General features: G+C 39.2%; 12 protein-coding genes. 7 read left to right on the top strand and 5 right to left on the bottom strand.

Going from position 1 to position 19,300, the window contains the following annotated elements:
* Position 1: 1 nt before the first annotated feature.
* Both P20311_RS02720 and P20311_RS02715 read right to left on the bottom strand, forming a co-directional pair.
* Positions 2 to 3,673, bottom strand: a complete 3,672-nt coding sequence (locus P20311_RS02720; RefSeq protein ID WP_008109400.1) for a translocation/assembly module TamB domain-containing protein — start codon at positions 3,671 to 3,673, stop codon at positions 2 to 4.
* Entirely contained in the window at positions 3,673 to 5,400 is a 1,728-nt protein-coding gene (locus tag P20311_RS02715) for an autotransporter assembly complex family protein (protein WP_008109399.1), read from the bottom strand. Before P20311_RS02715 ends, P20311_RS02720 begins: the two co-directional genes overlap by 1 nt.
* Before the next feature lie 191 nt (positions 5,401 to 5,591).
* Between P20311_RS02715 and P20311_RS02710 the strand changes: the two genes are divergently transcribed.
* Positions 5,592 to 5,924, top strand: coding sequence for a ribonuclease E inhibitor RraB (locus tag P20311_RS02710; protein ID WP_008109396.1), 333 nt, complete (start codon positions 5,592 to 5,594; stop codon positions 5,922 to 5,924).
* Between the two features lie 36 nt (positions 5,925 to 5,960).
* Here P20311_RS02710 and P20311_RS02705 read toward each other — a convergent pair whose 3' ends face one another.
* From P20311_RS02705 to P20311_RS02695, 3 genes are all read right to left on the bottom strand, one after another.
* The gene (locus P20311_RS02705) at positions 5,961 to 7,712 is read right to left on the bottom strand and encodes a DEAD/DEAH box helicase (RefSeq protein WP_008109394.1); all 1,752 of its coding nucleotides are present in this window, start codon (positions 7,710 to 7,712) and stop codon (positions 5,961 to 5,963) included.
* Between the two features lie 581 nt (positions 7,713 to 8,293).
* Entirely contained in the window at positions 8,294 to 11,215 is a 2,922-nt protein-coding gene (locus P20311_RS02700; RefSeq protein ID WP_008109392.1) for a TonB-dependent receptor domain-containing protein, read from the bottom strand.
* A gap of 403 nt (positions 11,216 to 11,618) precedes the next feature.
* Positions 11,619 to 13,967, bottom strand: a complete 2,349-nt coding sequence (locus P20311_RS02695; protein WP_008109388.1) for a DNA polymerase II — start codon at positions 13,965 to 13,967, stop codon at positions 11,619 to 11,621.
* 60 nt (positions 13,968 to 14,027) lie between these two features.
* Between P20311_RS02695 and dinG the strand changes: the two genes are divergently transcribed.
* The 6 genes from dinG to P20311_RS18585 all read left to right on the top strand — a co-directional run bounded on the left by dinG (position 14,028) and on the right by P20311_RS18585 (position 19,119).
* The gene (gene dinG, locus P20311_RS02690; RefSeq protein WP_008109386.1) at positions 14,028 to 16,103 is read left to right on the top strand and encodes an ATP-dependent DNA helicase DinG; all 2,076 of its coding nucleotides are present in this window, start codon (positions 14,028 to 14,030) and stop codon (positions 16,101 to 16,103) included.
* Positions 16,103 to 16,879 carry a TSUP family transporter gene (locus P20311_RS02685; protein WP_008109385.1) on the top strand — a complete coding sequence of 259 codons (777 nt, stop codon included), beginning with the start codon at positions 16,103 to 16,105 and terminating at the stop codon, positions 16,877 to 16,879. The genes dinG and P20311_RS02685 overlap by 1 nt, the downstream gene beginning before the upstream one ends.
* Position 16,880: 1 nt before the next feature.
* Positions 16,881 to 17,489, top strand: a complete 609-nt coding sequence (locus tag P20311_RS02680; protein ID WP_008109383.1) for a primosomal replication protein — start codon at positions 16,881 to 16,883, stop codon at positions 17,487 to 17,489.
* Between the two features lie 349 nt (positions 17,490 to 17,838).
* Positions 17,839 to 18,642, top strand: a complete 804-nt coding sequence (locus tag P20311_RS02675; RefSeq protein ID WP_008109381.1) for a histone deacetylase — start codon at positions 17,839 to 17,841, stop codon at positions 18,640 to 18,642.
* 50 nt (positions 18,643 to 18,692) lie between these two features.
* Entirely contained in the window at positions 18,693 to 18,965 is a 273-nt protein-coding gene (locus tag P20311_RS02670; protein WP_008109379.1) for a late competence development ComFB family protein, read from the top strand.
* Entirely contained in the window at positions 18,958 to 19,119 is a 162-nt protein-coding gene (locus tag P20311_RS18585; RefSeq protein ID WP_008109377.1) for a YbaM family protein, read from the top strand. The genes P20311_RS02670 and P20311_RS18585 overlap by 8 nt, the downstream gene beginning before the upstream one ends.
* Positions 19,120 to 19,300 lie beyond the last annotated feature (181 nt).

Genomic DNA, 19,300 nt, shown 5'->3' with positions numbered 1-19,300 from the left:
ATTAGTCCCAATCAAACTTATACAGTATGTCTACGTTTTGATACAAGCCACTGGTTATTTCTATATATAACTTCGACATAAGCTGATAACGCACCGCCACTTCACTAAGCGACTCAAATACCCCTACGCTATATTTAACCTGCAAACTCGGTGCAAGATAACCTGATATTTCTACTTTTGTTTGCTCGCCACTGCCTTTAGAGCTTAAGCTCACATCTGACAAACCAAACGATTCACCCACTTTAGACACTAAACTTTCGCTTCTGCTCACTCCTTGAGAAAGTAATAATTGAGCTAACATCGCATCGGTTGAACTGTCGCCCTCTCCTAATGGTTGACCATTGAGTAAATACGCTAAGGCTTGCGCTTGGTCCATACCCGGCTCAGAAAACACTTTTAAATTTGGCTGCTCAACACTACCAGTTAAAGTCACACCGGCAATCACACCGTCAGCGGTATTGTTTGGGTTACGAATAGCTTTAATATTTAAATGAGGTTTATCTATTGCGCCACTAAAACCAATTTGCCCGGTTCTAATTATCAAGTCTTGGCCAAATGCCAAGTAAGTTCCTTCAATTAAATTAAGTTCACCAATGGCAATAATGGGTGAATCTTGGCTCATTTTTATATCCATATCACCCACTACTTTAGACTCAAGTCCGAATGAGGCTACTCTTACATCATTTTTAACTGTTACTTTTAAATCAATATCGTAGTCAAATGGCGCTTTTTTTGTACTTTGCGTAGTTTGATCTAGAATAATTTCATCATCACTAACCTGTACAGCCCCCTCTGGCAGCTCTTCAATTTCTATTCGCCCATAAGGCACCACAACATCACCTGCCAGCTTAAGTGCGTTGTCGGCTAAACTTATTTTTAACTCAGGCGATACTTTAAAAACAACGCCTTGTTGTGCCCTCACAAAAAACTCACTACCGACTAAATTCATGTTTACAGCTGGTTGCTCACCTTGCCAATCAACATTACCGGTTAATTTTACCTGTCCGCCTTCTGGATCATTTAAATCCCCTTTTATAGTGGCGGTGGATTTATTAAACACCACATTAATATTGGAGTTTTTAAGGGCAATAGGCAGTTGCTCGCCCTCTAGGTTAATATTCTCAATATTTAAATTCCCCTCTAACAAGGGTTCTTTGAGTGTGCCAGCTAAGGCAACTTGCCCACGAATGGCGCCATTAAGCTGCTCGAGAGTGTTTAAAAAAGGCTGTATATCCGACAATAATATTTTATCAATTTGAATATTACCGTTAAGCGTTTGCTTATTTTGAATATCATCAATATCAACTTTGGTTGTTACTTTACCCAAAACACTCGATTCTAAATTAGCTTCTATTTTGCCAATCTTAGCATCAGAAAAAGCGCTTATATTTAGCGTTTCAATAGGTAGCTTAAATCGGTCTTCTTCGTTAATAAGAACCGCGTTAAGCCCTGATGAATTTAAATTAGCGCGTAGAGTTTTAAGTGCGCCAGCTTGCCAATTAGCAGCAAAATCGCCAGCTATATCACCACGAGTTATTACATTATCTGGTAACCAATATTTTAGCTCTTGCAATGAAAGCTTGGTCAGTTTTACGTTAAGCTGACCTAATTCGCGGGTTTGATTTAACCTATCAATACATAACTTACTATTACTTGATTGCCAACAATGCGCACTCACATCAAAGTCGCCCGTTTTCGAATCTATTGTTACGGCTATATCTTTAGCGTTTTCAAAACTAAGCGTTTTATCGCTTATGCTAATGTTACTGAGCTCACCTTGCCATCTTGCGTTGGCTAGTTTGCCATTAAGCTCAAACGTAGCTGCCCCAGCATCAGCATCAATAGATGCACTTAGTTGATGATCAGTTTTATCACCACTACCAACTATATTCACTTTATTAATTAAGTGATGCATGACACGCGCTGAATCAAGAGTAACGCTAATATCTGTTTGCCAATCAGTAGCGGTGTCTAGCTGTGCTTTTAACGCCAACTTATTAATATTAATTTCGTCATAAATAAACTGCTCTAGCTTTAACGCTAAATCAACTGCAGGCGTCAACCGCTCGCCTCGTATACTTAAATCAGCTTTACCATTAGCAATAAACGGAAGCTTTGCATCATCATTACTTTGCAGCGCAATTGCCCCATTAATCTGCCATTGCTGATCAACTTCACCTGTTAAAGTTAATCTGTTTGTACCGCTACTAAGGCTAAATTTATTTACAGTGGCTTTAAGTTCATCATTTAAGTTAAATTGAGCAACAAAATTAAGCGGTACATCATTTAGTAACCCGCTTAATTGGGTATCATCCATACTTAACTGCCAGCTATTTGAACTGGCAACAAATGCCCCTTTAAACTGCCCTGAAATATCGCTAGTGAGTGTGTCAGTAAGGTATTGCGCTTTTAAACTCGATAGCCCGCCGCTAAAGTTAGCACTAACCCCATTTTGCCAATCGACATTCGCTTGGATAGTAGCCTGACTATCATTCGCTTTAAGGGCTAAGGTTTTTAAGTTTGCTTCGCTCAGTGAGCCATTAATTTGGCTGTGAAAATTCACACTTGGATACGCACCTAACTGACTATTACCAAATAATGCTAATTGGTAATCGTTGGCATTGCCTTGCGCGGTTAATTTTACGTCGGTTACCTTTAACTCTTTACTCGCTGTTTCAATAATCCACTGCTCTACAACGCCATTAATACTGAACGGATAATTTGATTGTTTAAGATTAGCCGTGGCTGCAAGTTGAAAAGGAAAAGATTCATTGCTTTTTATATCAACATTGAGCTTCTCTAAGTCTCCGCCTATTTGCATATTGGCATCATAACCATGCCCTTTTAGACTGATATCACCATTAATAGGTAAGCTGTCTTTGAGCTTTGCGCTAAGTGCTGTATTAAGCTGCCACTGCTGATAATTTGCAGACAATGAGGCAACGTTAATCTCAGAACCTATTAGCTTCATTTGTAGCGCAATATTATTTATTATATTTTGCTGTTCGCCTTTCTTTACCGTGAACTGCACAATATTAAACTGTTCTAGATAAATATTGAGTGGCGACATAAATGCGATATTAGGTAATGCTGGCAGCTCAGTAATTGGGGTAGAACTGGCTGTATTTTCTCCTGGTTGCTCTTTTAACGCGATTAAAACACTCGGAATATTCACGCTTTTAACTTGAATATCCGCACCTTGTGCCTTTGCAGCAATCTCCACATTATTTACAACTACGTTTGCACTTGTGTGATTTAACACAAACTCAGTGACCGATAAACGCTTAAGTGCAATATTAAATGGCAAACTGATTTGTTCCAGCGGTTCGCTAGGTGTATCAGGGGAATTAGATGACGATGCTGGTAAATTTAGTTTTATAGACCGAGCACTTAAGTTATCAATACACATACCATCGCAGTGCCACCAAAATAAATCTAGTTTAAGCTGCTGGGCATTAAGTAATAAACCTTCACGCTCAAAGCGCAAATTAAACGCATCATTATATAAAAAACGCCCATTTTTTATTTCAATTTTTAAGCCGTCAACTAACTTATTGGCGCTATAAGCAATTAGCTGATTACCTGGAGCTGTAAAAACAACACAAAACAATGTCACTAATAAAGCAACAATTAAGGTGCTAAGTGCTGCCGTGACTTTTTTAAATACAGACATTAAATTTCAGGCCCTATGGTAATACTTAAACGAGTGCTTTTACTTTCTTTAGTGAGCCCCCATGCATGATCGACTCTTATTGGCCCTATAGGCGTTAAATAACGAAAACCAAACCCTGCACCAACTTCAAATTGCTCAGAAAAATCATTCGTTGCGGTCCCTCCATCCACGAACAACGCTGCTCGCCAGTTTTTGGCAAATTGGTAATTATATTCAGCCGTCGTCGCAATTAAATATTTACCACCGATGCGATCGCCATTGTCATTTTCTGGTGAGATTGATTGATAAGCAAAGCCACGCACACTTTGATCGCCACCAGCATAAAATCTTAATGAATATGGAACATTGTTAATGTCGTCAACTAACATGGCCCCTACGTTTGCTTTTAAAAACACAAGGTGCTTATTAAGATAAGTGTGCAACCATGCATGCTGTAATTGAACCCTAACAATATTGGTACTAGATAGCACACTATCAAGCCCAAACTCTGCCGATATAGACCATTGCTCGCCCGAATAAGGGGTGGTGCCACCCTTTGATTGTTTTCGGGCATAACTGATACCTGGTAATAACATTTCAGTTGTTTTTTCTTCGTCATCCCCTATGCGGTAGGTTTCTTGCTCACGCCTTAAAAAAGCCGTTCGTACCCATTTATGCTCAGTTAACCATTGGCGCTGTAACTGACCTGTTAGTATTTCACTGTAAGTTTGATTGGTTAATTCATCTTCCAACTTATAACCGACAGAAAAGCGCCATAAATCATCGTTCGGATCATTCACCGGCACGGTGTAAGCCATGGAAATATCTTGCTGTTTTTGAGAAACATTTAAATTGCTTTCAAGATAGTGCCCGTTATCGGTGATCCATGGTTTACTCCATTTAAAACGTACTTTCGGCCCTAAATCTGTACTAAAGCCACCACCAATTTCATAACTATTTTCTGGTTTATGTAACACATCGACTTTTATAGGAACTTGCTTGTTTTTTCTCGCTGTAATATCGGCGTAAACACGCACGCTCTTAAAATAAGGGGTACTTGATAAATCAAGATTATAATCGGCAATATAGGATGCTTTGTACGACTGACCCATTTTAAATGGCGCCAAAGAGCGGATATATTTTTCGGCTGGAGTATTTCTGGCAATTAAAATATCACCAAATTGATAACGAACTCCGCTATCAATAGTAAAAGTAATGGTTGCGCTGTGTTTTTTGAGTGATACTTCAAATTTTCTAACAGGCCATTTAGCATCAAAGTAGCCATGTTCTAACAGAACTGATTCAATTCTTTTATAGGCTGCGCTATATACTCCATGATTTAAAATATCGCCTTGCTTTAACCCTATGCTTTCAATTACTTGCAGAATTGACGGGTCGTGTTTAGCTTCCCCGTTAACGCTAATATTAAGCGCCTCTATACGAGTTGCAGAGCCGCGATCAATAGTGGCAACAAGCTCTCGCTCATCTTTATTAAATTCAATAGTCACACTTGGGCTGTAATAACCTAATGCCTTTAAGCTATCTTCAACTTGCGTTTTAGCGTAACGACGCAGTGAGCGTGTTGATTTTTCACCCACTAAGGGTTTTAAATAAAGAGCAACGTTGTTTTTTAACTCTCCACTAATTCCTTTTATTTCATAATCTTCAATTGTATTGTCAGCTGCAATAGCGCAAAAGCTTACTAATAAGCAAAAAAAACAAAAAAACTTTAAAAGCTGATTGAACAAGTAAATATCCTTACTGTGGTATCCATAAAATAAACCGCTAGACAGAAATATAGTACCATAGCCACAATGAGCCTAACATTAACTTAATCGCAATTAACACTCAAAGATGCAGTCAAAATTTAGTACGCGTTAACGGTTTATTTTGGTTACAATAGCTATAACGAGTACAAAATAAAATTAATGAGTTTTTAATGCAATTCCCTGATGATGACAATGGCCAGCTACTTGCTGAAATTTCCGCCGCTGGTGTAGATTTAAGTAAAATGCAACAAATTGATTTTTACATTTTATTTGAACAACAGGTTGATGCCGAAAAATTTGCAACTGAGATTGTAAACGATGCATTAGTGCAAACTGCTGATGTTGAAAAATGCAAAGATACCGGCGTTTGGGAAGTAATTGCCCATGTACAAATGGTGCCTGAACATGCACTGTTAGGCCAAGCAGAACAATACATTGAAAGTATAGCGAACAGTTTTAATGGCTATGGCGATGGTTGGGGATTAGACGCAGAAGAAGCATAACCCTAATTTCATGATGAATGAGATACCCAGCTTAGTCTATCGACTTAGCTGGTTTGCTTTTCTAAAGCTGCCTTTATAATCAAAAAGTTTATCTGCTACTTTCCAGCCATATTTTTTACTTTTTCGAGCAATCACAAAATCCGGTGGTATTAAGTCAAACTGGGCTTTTATAACCTGATCTGCGCTGATAAATTTAGTTGGCGATTGACCCTGAGCAATACGTTTACCAAACTGTTGGTTAAAATAATACTGTGCCCCGTTGTTTGCTAAATTAAATACCTCATCACAACTGGCCCCGTCTTCATCAAAATAAGTAACTTTTAACAATTGCTCTTTAAGTTTAGTCACACTCAAGCCGCTACAACGTAGCACTAATGCATCTTTAAGGTTTAACGCATTACGTAGTTTATCATCAGGATCGGCCATCACAGCACCACAGTCATGGCATTTTCGAGCAGCAATATCATTTTGTGCGCCGCACTGCTCACACTCTTTAAAACGAAAACGATAATCGCACTGTTCGCTTGCCCCGTCATCATCTTCAAGCAAACCTTGGCAACGCCTGCCAAAGTGCTCGATCACTTTGCCATCAGCATCTGTTTTGCCCCAAAATATATTGGCAAAGCCACACCCAGGACACAGCACTTGCACGGGTTCATTATCGCTATCACCTTTTTTATCTCCAACTTCTGGGTAGAATAAATCAAAGCCATTGCCCGCATAGTCAATCACTAAACAATCATCTTTACCCTCAGCCAACCTCAAGCCTCTACCGACAATTTGCTGGTATAAACTTACCGACTCTGTGGGGCGTAAAATAGCAATAAAATCAACATGGGGGGCATCAAAGCCGGTAGTAAGAACCGATATATTCACTAAATACTTTAATTGTTTAGCTTTAAATTGTTTAATTATTTTATCGCGTTCGCTATTAGGAGTATCTCCGGTGATCAGCGCACTGTGATCCTCTGGTAAATAAGTCATTATCTCTTGTGCATGCATAACCGTAGCTGCAAATACCATCACCCCATGACGGTTCTCACTGTATTGAATAATCTGCTGTAAAATTGTTTGTGTTGCACGGGTCGATTTTTTTAACAGCGCATTCATATCCTCATTGCTATATTGCCCAAATGCATTACTACTTAAAGATGAAAAGTCATAATGGCTAATCGCAGCATCAACCTCTCTAGGGGGAGTTAAGTAGTTATGCTTAATCATATAGCGCAAAGGTAATTCAAAAATACAGTGTTTGAATGGGCTCTCTTTATTGCCTCTTACAAAGCCATGGTAATGATAATGATAAATCCAGCCTAACCCTAGGCGGTAAGGCGTCGCGGTTAAACCTAATACTTTTAATTCAGAGTTGTGAGATTTAAGTGCATCAATAACTTTTCCGTACTGGCTTTTCTTTTCGCCATTCACTCTGTGACACTCATCAATAATAAGTAGTGAGTAGTGCTCATTAAGTTTATCTAGATTACGCGATAACGACTGCACACTGGCAAAGGTAACTTGGTGGGTTAACGACTTCTCTTTGAGACCTGCGGAAAATATACTCGCTTGCAAGCCAAAACTTTTATATTTTTGAGCATTTTGCTCCACTAATTCTTTTACATGCGCTAGTACCAATATTTTTTGTTTAGCGATACGTGCAAGCTCAGCTATCACTAAACTTTTACCCGCCCCCGTAGGCAGCACAATAACGGCAGGTTCGTTAGTTTTTCTAAAATGCAAAACGGTGCGTTCAACCGCCTCTTGCTGGTAGGGTCTGAGGGTGTAGGTCATAAATCAACTGAATTAATTTCTCAGCTTTGATATTAACAAATAATTGCTCTAGCTTTTAGTGATAACTTAATTAGTCAAAAAAACTAAGTAAGTAATAATTTTTAAGTATAAAAAGCAGTAAGTATATACATGTTTAATTGTTCAACTTTTGTCAAATGAAATAAACTTTAAAAAGTTATCTAGAATTCTTTTAAGGTGCTAGCAATTAGCTAATAACGGAATACACTTTTAATTACTCCTATCATCAGAGACTTAACACTTTCGCAGCAACAATTTTGAATATATCTTCGTGTAATTATTTGCTTTAGAATTATAGTAAAAAAATTTAACCACATAAAACTTTATATAAATGAAAAAACTATATTTTTTAAAGTATTAAGTCAACTTTTGGCTATATATGTACCTTTTTTAAACACCCTTTACAATTAGCATTCAATATTATTTCTTCGATTTATACGGTTCATAGGAAGTTTATATTTACTTATATATTATAAATAATTATTAAAACGAACGTATAAAAAAAACTCTGCGATGAAATCGCAGAGTTTAGTCTCGTTAAAAGTTTAGCTTGATATTATAGCTTAAAACTTTTGCGTGAATCGCATGAACCAGCTACGACCAAATAATCTGTAGTTACTTTCATCAGTGTTGCCGTTGAAAGCAGGCTCTATGTATGGAGGTAACTCGTCAGTTAAGTTGGTAATACCAACAGAAACCGTCGTTTTAGATTCAAAGTTGTATGTAGCCGTTAAGTCATGGTACATGTATGAGTCTACGCCGTACTGCACTAGTGGGCTATTCTCATCATCTGGATTTACAGCTGTAGTTCCCCAGTAAAGAAGGTCATCGTACTCTGTACCGCTGATGTAATTCATTGTGTAAGCTAGGTTTAAGTTATCTAAAGTGTAAGAAACATTTAAGTTTACTTTATCAGTAGCATACGTAGTATCGTTTTCAAAACGACCATTCAAGTCTTTCATTTTGAAAGCAAAGTCTGCTGAATCATATACTTGATTCTCGCGTTCTAGGAAATGAGTCCAGCTTAATACTGAGCTCCAAGAACCGCTTAATGCTTCAAATGAATAACTAGCTTCAAAATCGATACCTTTAGCTGTCATACGGCTTAGGTTGGTTGCTTGAGCACTTAAACGTGAGATTTCGCCATTTGTACGGCCAACATTGTCACATAAAGAATCAATCCCACCTAAATAACAACCTTTCAGTGAATCTGAAGCACCTACAGAATCGATAACTTCTTCGACTTCAATTGCCCAGTAATCAAGAGTAATACCAAGGCCTTCGATGAACTCTGGAGACCATGCAACACCTACAGTAAGCGTGTCACCTTCTTCAGGTTGTAGGTCTACATTACCACCAACTTTAGCAAGCTGTTGGCTATCCAAGTTGTTACTACCACCTGCTGGAACACCATCAGCTGTACAATAACCTTGCTGCGCCGATGTTAAAGAACCCCAGTTAGCTGTGCTACATGGATCTGTTGCTGATGGGAATGAATCATTTTGAGGACCATACAAAGAAGAGATACCCGGTGCTCTGTAAACAGTACCATAAGTAGCACGAAGTAGAATGTCGTCATTTGCTTTCCACTCAAGACCTAATTGATAGGTAGTAGAAGAGTCAAATGCACTAAAATCATCATAACGAATCCCTATAGGCATCTCAACACGTTCAGCAAAAGGTAGACCTTCAAGTAAAGGAATACGGAATTCTGTAAACAAGCTGTGAACATAGAAGTCACCAATGGTGCCTTTACTCTTGTTACCTGTAACTTCACCCATAAATTTACCAGAGTCAACTTGGCTCTCTAGTTCTTCTTTACGGTATTCGTAACCAAAACCACCCGACACTATACCTGCTGGTAATTCAAAGAAATCACCGCCTACGAAACCGGTTAAAGTTTGTAGTGTATAGTTTGACGAATCAACAAGTGGTGCTGTTACATAGTTAAGCATTTCTTGAGTAACAGAACCCGGACCACCAAAAACATTCATCGAAACACAGTCTGAAACTGGAGCTGCTTCTGTACCACAAACTATATTTCCAGAATCATCTTGGAAAGAAGGTCCCATTGCTTTAGCTAAGTTTGGTCCATACAATTGACCAAAGTCAGTACTTACAGTCTGGCTATAACCATGGTTGTAGTTTACATCATAATACCAGCTATCGCCGAAATCACCTTCGATACCAATAACCTGTTGAAAACGTACAATATCTTGTTCAAAGCTACGTCCACCTTCAAGCATACGACGGCGTGAACGAGTAACATCATTTCCAAATGGGTTATAGTAGTTGTCTTTTGACACACCATTGAAAGCAACCATTACTGCGTTGCCGTCATCATCAAGCACAACGTTTCCGTCTTCATCCAGCTTTTCATAAGTACCGCTGTATGCTGGATCGAATCTAGTATCGTAAGGTACTGCTGCTAATTCTTGACGAGAAGTACGTTTGTTAACGCGTGTCTCTGTGTACATGCGCGTGTCGTCATTAAGTTCAAATCCACCTTCAACAAAGAAGTTTAACTTTTTATATGGAGTTTGAAGGTAGTTAACTGGAGCATAGTTGTAAGTGTCATTATTTGGACCACCACCAACAAATGGACGCATATCACCAGCAGCTGCAACGCCACCATCACACTTATCATTTGTGAAGCTTCCAGCAGTATTTGCTAGATAGAAATTACCACAAGGGATAGAACCAGAACCAACCTCGATAACATTTGCATTTTCATTAGGTGGTGCAATTAAGCCGTTCTTACGGAAAGACTCTTCCGCAGCGCCACCCCAAACCTGCCATGGGTAGTTAAAGAAGTTAACTTTATCAACATCACCCTGGTAAACTTCAGTCTGATCTACGTAATCGATACCAACAACGATATTACCAGCGTCGAAGTTTTTACCTGCAACGATACTAAAACCAACTTGTTTGTTCTCAGAAACATCAAACGAGTTAGAAGTTTGCGCTTTAAATTCAACGCCTTCAAAATCATTTCGAGTAATGATATTTACTACACCAGCAACAGCGTCAGCGCCGTAGGTAGCTGAGGCACCATCTTTAAGTACTTCAATTCTGTCGATCATTGAAGCCGGAATGCCCTGAAAGTCAGAAGAAACCGGGCGACGACCATTTACAAGTACTAACGTTCTTGTTGAACCCAAACCACGAAGCTCTACAAAAGTACCGCCATTACCACCATTATTAGTTGTGGTCATAGCTGGTGAACCTGACATCACTGCACTAGATTGTAAAAATTGGCCAACATCTTGAATACCTTGATTCTCAAGTTGGACTGAATCAATAATTGTTACTGGCGATGCCGTTTCTAAATCAGTACGTTTGATACGTGAACCTGTAACCTGAATTCTTTCAACTTTCTCTACACCTTCTTCTGCAGCAAATGAACTTGCTGAAAAAGCAGCAGTAGAAGCTGCACCAAAAGCGATCGCTAAGCGAACTGCTTTTGAAACTTTGTTATTTAACATTTGATTCTCCCTAGAATACTATTTGTTTTTTATTTTCGACCACTTTTTGTTAATTAATTTGTGATCACGTCACTGATGATAATACTATGAACACAAGGTGGTCAACATTAAATTAACTTTAAACATACTTTAAGCGACTTCTCGTTATCATTTTTACGTTTTTTTTGTGCGATTTTTAAATTTATCTTTGGGTTTAATTTAGAAACAACCTTAAAAACAAAAAACATACCACTGATTTAAAAGGGTATTATTTATTTTAGTTAGATTTTTATTTTGTAGTGCTTTTGAATAAATATGTAACCAAGTTCACAAATGTTAACTTTAAATTTTACAATTTTTATGCAAAGTAGGAACTTAAAATTGAAAAACAACCTATAAAATGCCTATTTTCCTTATGACTAAGTTAAAATAATGTAGCTTGGGTAGATTCAGTTGATGTGTTTAATGCGCTTAATATCATTTGCGCTACGGGTTCAAGCTGTCTTTGGATGTATAGGGGGTAATTAAGGGTGTTTTTACCGGTATAAAGTTCGGCGCCAGTTATTGCGTAAACATATTCGATTACTTGTCCGCGTTTTATTTCAAACTCAGGATGGCTCGCTTTGTGTTTTTTAACTGCTTGAACGTGAGGTGGGATATTTTTAATATAATCGCTCAGGTGCTGCCCTAAACGCTTCCTATAAACGAGCTTGTGGTCAAAGTCACCGCTGTATAATTTTTGCGTGTAGCTATTTATTATATTGTGCAGTTGCTGTATTTCGAAGTGACTAGAGAAAAGCGTTTCAAACAACTGTGTTTGAAACTCCTGCGCAAACTCAGTCCAATCACTGCGGACGGTTTCCATACCTTTAAAGACCAACTTTTTTTCATTCTTTTTGGTTACTTGACCAACATAACGTTTTTTAGAACCTGTTTTTTTACCTCGTATAGTTGGCATAAAAAACGGACTGTAATGGGTTTCAAATTCAATTTCTAAATAGCTTTGTAAGTCATAACGCTGCTTTAAGTCTACCTGCCACTTTTCGTTTATATGTCGAACAAGTTGGCAACCAATGTCGTTGCATTGCTCAGGACTGGTATCTTCACTAAGTTTTACAAACGTAGAGTCGGTATCACCATATATCACCTCAAAGCCTTGCTCTTCTATCCATTTACGAGTTGTTTGCATTATTTCATGGCCACGTAAAGTAATAGAACTCGATAAACGCGGGTCGTAAAACCGACAGCCTTTAGAGCCGAGTACGCCATATAAGCTATTCATAATAATTTTAATCGCTTGCGAGAGCATAGGTTGATTAGTGTCTTTTGCCTTTTGGCGAGTTTGTGTCAGGTGCTCAATTAATTTTGGCAGGTGGTGCTGCGTTCTTGAAAACAACGCCTGATTAAACCCCTCTACAGCATGCTCTGGTGCGTTTAACCCTGCGATTAAACCTAACGGGTCAATACAAAACGTACGCATAATTGACGGATATAAGCTTTTAAAATCAAGTACCAAAACGTTTTTGAAAAGCCCCGGAGTCGACTCCATCACATAGCCACCAGGGCTTTCAAAAGATAGCCCATGATCGCCTAAGTTGGGAGCAACATAACCACTGCGATGTAACAGCGGTAAATATAAGTTTGTAAATGCGGCAACTGAGCCACCCATGCGCTCAAGTTCGAGGCCGGTGATTTGAGTTCTGACTATGGCAAATTCAAACAGCTTTAGTTTTTCGAAAATTTGATTAACTAAAATACAATCTTGGCGGTTGTAGGCAGCAAGAGCGAGCTTGTCTTCATTAAATTGGCGTACAATTTCAGATAATCGGTTATCAGCTTTTATTAATTTAGACTCGTTAAGCACACGCTCTGCAACATTAGCTAACGAAAAGCTATCAAATCGATAAGTGGCATTTTTTAAAGTATCAATGCCATCAATGACGCATCGTCCTGGGAGCGTTAATCGGGTGTAATGGCCTTTATTAATATATAAAGGTTGATTATCTCGGCCAATACTCAGGGTAAGTCCTAACGCCTCAGCGCGCTCTTGCAATAAACTAAAATCAAAATCAATAACATTCCAACCAACAATAACATCGGGGTCGTTATTTATAATGTACTGCTGCAGCTTGGTGAGCAGATTAATTTCGTCATAGCACCAATCTATTTCAAATGTCGGATCGCCCTGCTGCTGTGGCTCACCTATCATTAATACACAATCTAGGCCATTTCCCACCAGTGCAACACTAAATAGCACGCCATCGGCATTGCATTCTATATCCAAAGAAACAGACTTAAGCGTTGGTGTGTAATCTTCGTTTGCTTTAAGCTTTGCCTCACTAATTTCAATAAAGCCGTTTTGAGCTTTGGCATTACCGGTTACCCATACGCCCCCTTTAATAAAGCGCTCCATTAAAAAGCGGTCACTGTGGCGCACATCGGCTTCATAAATTGGCATTACTTGCTCTAAAAGAGCTCGTGCAGTGTATACACTTTTTATATCATTAAAGTAACAGGCCACACATTCACTACCACTAAAGTGACAAAGTTCAACGTTATTAAACTGCGCTTTTATGTTTGCCTGAGCCAGTAAAGCACTTGCAGTATCTTGCTCTGCCAATGGGATGAAAAACAGCGCTTGCTGATTTTCAATCGTCACTTTTATCGGGCCTTGCTCAGAGCTTAGCCAATAGCACAAAGTAATACCTTGTGCATTTTTAGCAGTGTATTGTTGCCTTGATAAAATAAAGCCCTGATAGATTGCTTGTGTCAATGTTCGATCCCACTTAATATATACACTGTAATTATATACATATTTTAGGTTAATCATCACATGCTATCGAGCTCACTAAAAAAAACAATTAGACAAGTACACCAGCATGTTGCAAATAACCTAACCGATTACCGCCCTCGTAGTAGTCAAAACTACCTAGTTGCTGAAATAGCAAAAACATTAGCCGGTGAATACCATAAAAAACAACGTATTTGTGTTATTGAAGCTGGTACTGGCACCGGCAAGTCATTAGCTTACTGTCTAGGCGCTCTACCTCTGGCATTAGCGCAAAAAAAGAAATTGGTTATTTCTACGGCTACTGTGGCTTTGCAAGAGCAATTAATTGCTAAAGAGCTGCCGTTTTTTAAAAAGCACTCAGGGCTCGATTTTAAATTTGATTTAGTAAAAGGCCGCCAACGTTATATTTGTGCACACAAACTTCATAATGCGCTAAACAGCGATAGCCAAACTCAAATGGAGTTTATGCCTACCCTTACATCGCCACTAAGTGATATGGAAACTAAGTGCTTAAAGCAACTTTACGATGCCTATATCAATAAAAAATGGCAAGGCGATAGAGATAGCTGGGCTGATACCATCCCTGATAGAGTATGGGGGCTCATTGCTTGTGATAAGCATGCCTGCCAACGCCAGATGAAAGCACACCAAACATGTCCTTTTCAACTCGCCCGCCAGCAGTTAATGCAAATGGATGTTTTAGTTATAAACCATTCGTTACTATTAGCCGATTTAGATTTAGGGGGCGGAAAAATTTTACCCGAGCCCGACAATACCATTTATGTAATCGATGAAGCGCACCACCTTGCACATATTACCCGCGATTTTTCATCTGCTGCAGCTACAATAAAAGGCACGATAGATTGGCTCGACAAACTTACTAAATTCAGTGGCAAAATGGCCAAAGTGTTAGTGGGTCAAAAAGGTATTGGGCAAAACTTTAAGTTATGCGATAGCGTTAACGATGCTAACAAAGATTTAAAAGTGGTGCGCGATATACTCGACAACGCTGATTTTGAATATTCAAAAGACGATACCTATCGCTTTGAACATGGTGAAATCCCTAAATCGTTACACGCAAAAGCAAAAGATATTAGCGAAGCCACGCTTGATGCTTTACGGTGTTTGAATAAAATGCACGATACCCTCACCCAAGATGTAAGCGACGGTGATATTAAACCTTATGTCGCCGACCCCATTCTGGCTGAAAGTGGGCAATACATAAACCGATTAGAACAACTTAATAAATTATGGTTTAGTTACGCCACTAAAGGCGAAGGCACACCGCATGCGCGTTGGATAAAGCGACTTGAATATAAAAGCCATCATGATCACTTGCTTAGCGACTGCCCTATTGAGGTCGGTTACTATTTAAAAGATAAGCTGTGGAGCGAATGTGCTGGAGCCGTGTTATGCTCAGCTACCTTGAGCGCACTAGGTTCATTTGATCACTTTGCCTATGAAAGCGGTCTTGCTAAAGAAGAAGGGGTAAAGTTCATTAAAGTCCCCTCTCCGTTTGACTACCCAAAACAGGCCACTCTGCGAATTCCTGCATCGAGCATAGAGCCAACAGATAAAGAATTTAGCGATCATATTGCGAAAACATTACCCGAGTATCTAAACACTAAAAAAGCCAATTTAGTGTTGTTTGCCTCTTACTGGCAAATGGACCATGTAAGTAAGTTTCTTAGAACAAAAGGATTTAACTTATTAGTACAAGGTGAAATGTCACGAGAAGCTTTACTTAAATTACATACTAAAAATATTGATGAAGGCAAGGGCAGTATTTTATTTGGCACCCAAAGCCTCTCTGAAGGGCTTGATTTACCTGGTAAATATTTAGAAAATCTAATTATTACAAAAATTCCATTTGCGGTGCCTACCTCGCCTATCGAAGAAGCACAAGCGGAGTTTGTGCAAAGTAAAGGCGGTAATCCGTTTTTATCGATAACCGTGCCAGACGCAGCAAAGAAATTGGTACAAAGCTGTGGTAGACTGCTGCGCAAAGAAAGTGATATTGGCACAATTACTATTTTAGATAGACGCTTAATCACCAAACGATATGGCAAAGCCATGCTCGACACCTTACCACCTTTTAAAAGACAAATAGATTACTGATGTTTGAACTTGCACTCGACCCAACGACTTGGGCTATTTTATGTGGCGTTGCACTTTTAGCTGGCTTTATTGATGCTATTGCTGGCGGTGGTGGTTTACTCACTGTACCGGCACTGTTAACGGCGGGATTACCTCCTCATTTAACGCTTGGCACTAATAAATTAGCCGCCAGTTTTGGCTCGTTAACCGCCAGTATTACCTATTATAAAAAACAATTATTTAACCCGAAGTTCTGGCTCGCCTCTATTTTGGCCACCGCTATAGGCGCTTTACTGGGCACTCTGCTTGTTGATCATTTAAGCATCGACTTTTTAAACAAGTTGCTGCCTGTAATCATTATCCTAGTGGCTTGTTACAGTTTGTTTGGTAACTTAAGCACCACACAAAGTGATGCGCTCCCTAAGCTCACTCCCGCTTTAAAAGTAAAACAATGGTTACAGGGACTCAGTTTAGGTTTTTTTGATGGTTTAGCCGGCCCTGGTGCAGGTACCTTTTGGACTGCCTCAAACGGTATGCTTTATAAAATGAGTTTGTTACTCAATTGTGGTTTGGCGCGTTCAATGAACTTTGTTTCTAACTTTATCTCGCTGATCACCTTTGTTGTACTTGGCCATGTTAACTTTTTACTGGGAATTACAATGGGCTTCTTTATCATGCTTGGTGCATGGTTTGGCGCACATTCAGCTATTCGTTTTGGTAGTAAATTTATTCGCCCAGTATTTAATACGATGGTTATACTTTTAGCATTAAAACTAATTTACGAGGCGTACTTTTAACATGCAACCTGCCGCTTTAGATAAACTACGCCAACAAGTTGCCACGCTTAAGCAACAGGCAGAGCAATTTGACAAAGCAAAGCTCTTTTCTAAAAACCGGTATATGCAGGCACAGCCGAGCTTATTTGACAGAGCCGTATTTAGTACCAAAAGCATGAACTTAGCCGACTATGTAGTAGAAATAGAAGATGAAATAGCCAGCCTACCACCGAGCGAACACCGTCATGCTTACACCTATGCACTTGAGCGTATTGCCAGTCAGGTACAAGCAGTATTTAATGTTATTAAATCGACCCCTATTTGGGTGAAAGAAAACAAAAGCCATTATAAGCCTCGTGCTAAACAGCCTGTTTATAAACAAGCGGTGCAAAAAATCATGCAATCATCTCATGAGTTATATGACGAACTTAAACAAAACCATGAATTTGAACGCCGCCTGGTATTAATGATTGAAGAGCGTAAATTGCAAATGGAAAAAGCATCGCCTGCGCAAGCACAAAAGCTTAACCAGGAAATTTTAACCACTCATGCACGACTCGGCCGTTGTAGAAAAGCGATTTCTGCCACCGAAGACAAAATTCAACAAGTAGAAAAACAACAGCTACGCTAATGCAGCTTTATTACCACGAACTGTACTCGCAGCTAGAATTACCTGACCGCCATCGATTTCCAATTAAAAAGTATCAGCAGCTCAAGCATGAAGTTGAATGTCTAGGGTCTGTTGACCTTTGCAGATTAAAATTTGTTCAAACTAGGGGCGATTTAATCGCGGCGCGAGGTTTGTAACCTAGTGGGCTAAGTAAAAACCGAGCAACAAAGAGTAAATCGCCCCTAGGCAGAACCCGAAGGGCAGCGCCTGTTTGGCATTAATGCTGCGTTATCACCTATTTATGGGGAATAACCACACCACATAGGCTCTGCCTTGCCTAAATACCAAACAGACTGCTGCAAATTCAACCTTGAAAGGTCAACAGACCCTGGGCTACACCCAATTTATATCGCCTTCGCCTGCAACTACAGCGCAGTTAAGCTTATGCCATAGCTCAGATTATATTGCTAACTTTTTAAACGGGTCGTTGACTGACAAAGCGGTGAAGAAAATGGGGTTTCCTCACTCTCCTGAACTTGTTGAGCGAACACTTTACTCTGTTGGTGCCAGTATTCAAGCCGCTGAAAGTGCACTTAAAAATGGTTTAGCGGCTAATTTAAGTGGCGGCTACCACCATGCTTATAGCAATTACGGTAGTGGCTTTTGTATTTTTAATGATTTAGCTATTGCGGCAGCGCATCTTATTACAACTGAGCAAGCCGACACCGTATTAATATTTGATTGTGACGTACACCAAGGTGACGGTACCGCGCAAATAACCCAACAGCACGAGCAGATAGTTAGTTGTTCAATTCACTGTGAACAAAATTTTCCTCGGCAAAAACAGCTCTCAAACTATGACTTTGGCTTACCTGCAAACACCACAGATGCAGAGTATTTAACAACACTAGAGCAAGCTCTTGAGTTATGTGTTCGTCTCCACCAGCCCGATATTATTTTATATAATGCGGGCGCCGATATTTATACCAAAGACGAACTCGGCTTATTTGATGTTTCTCTAGCTGGTGTGTATAAACGCGACTTTGCTGTTCTTAACTTTTGTAAGCAGCGAAACATACCACTGATGTGCGCTTTAGGTGGCGGTTATCAACGTAACATCAACAATTTAGTTAGTGTCCATAAGCAACTATTTAAAGCGGCTCTCGATTTATAACAATCCTTGGTATAGACTCATTACAGACAATAAAAAAGAGTGACAGGAATATGCGATTAGATGACGACATACACAATTTTTACGAAAAACTCGTTTTAGAAGAAATAGAAAAACGTAAACTTAATGAACGTTACAACGACGATGTAATGGCTGACTTTTGCTGCACCGTACTCAATCAATTACCCCCACGTTATATTAGATACGATGTAGATATGGCGTTTTATTTAACTCAAACAGATCGTTTAGATATGCAGCAACGCGTAGAAGTTGCCATTAATTTTGCGATTGATCAAATAGCTAAAAAGAAAGAGCTCCATGAGTAACCCGTTAGAAGAAGCTCCTACACACGTGAAACTGGCTGTTGATTTAATTATGATTTTAGAGCAACACGATGTAGAGCCAGAAGAAGTATTAAAAGCGCTCGATATCGTAAAAAGTGACTTTGAGAAAAAGCTAGTTAACCTGAACTCTGGTTAAGAGATTTACTAACGTATTGAATCAAAAAATGATATTTATGTTTATTTTTCTCTAGCCAGAGATTTCCAGTGAAAACAAGGCGAAATTACGCGTCAATAGCTAGCCTATTGCAAGTAAATTCAACGCAGTTAGCGCTGAAAATAGCTGCTTGAGATAGATTTATTATCCAGAGTTCAGGTTA

This window comes from Pseudoalteromonas sp. BSi20311, assembly GCF_000239875.1.
Lineage (GTDB): Bacteria > Pseudomonadota > Gammaproteobacteria > Enterobacterales > Alteromonadaceae > Pseudoalteromonas.
Note: the sequence above shows the minus strand (reverse complement) of the source record. Positions and strands in the feature narration are given on the sequence as shown.

What these genes read in the sequence shown, in the direction of transcription:
- dinG (WP_008109386.1), top strand. Translation starts at nt 14,028, where the DNA reads ATGCTATCGAGCTCACTAAAAAAAACAATTAGACAAGTACACCAGCAT.
- P20311_RS02700 (WP_008109392.1), bottom strand. Translation starts at nt 11,215, where the DNA reads ATGTTAAATAACAAAGTTTCAAAAGCAGTTCGCTTAGCGATCGCTTTT.
- P20311_RS02685 (WP_008109385.1), top strand. Translation starts at nt 16,103, where the DNA reads ATGTTTGAACTTGCACTCGACCCAACGACTTGGGCTATTTTATGTGGC.
- P20311_RS18585 (WP_008109377.1), top strand. Translation starts at nt 18,958, where the DNA reads ATGAGTAACCCGTTAGAAGAAGCTCCTACACACGTGAAACTGGCTGTT.
- P20311_RS02680 (WP_008109383.1), top strand. Translation starts at nt 16,881, where the DNA reads ATGCAACCTGCCGCTTTAGATAAACTACGCCAACAAGTTGCCACGCTT.
- P20311_RS02670 (WP_008109379.1), top strand. Translation starts at nt 18,693, where the DNA reads ATGCGATTAGATGACGACATACACAATTTTTACGAAAAACTCGTTTTA.
- P20311_RS02710 (WP_008109396.1), top strand. Translation starts at nt 5,592, where the DNA reads ATGCAATTCCCTGATGATGACAATGGCCAGCTACTTGCTGAAATTTCC.
- P20311_RS02705 (WP_008109394.1), bottom strand. Translation starts at nt 7,712, where the DNA reads ATGACCTACACCCTCAGACCCTACCAGCAAGAGGCGGTTGAACGCACC.
- P20311_RS02720 (WP_008109400.1), bottom strand. Translation starts at nt 3,673, where the DNA reads ATGTCTGTATTTAAAAAAGTCACGGCAGCACTTAGCACCTTAATTGTT.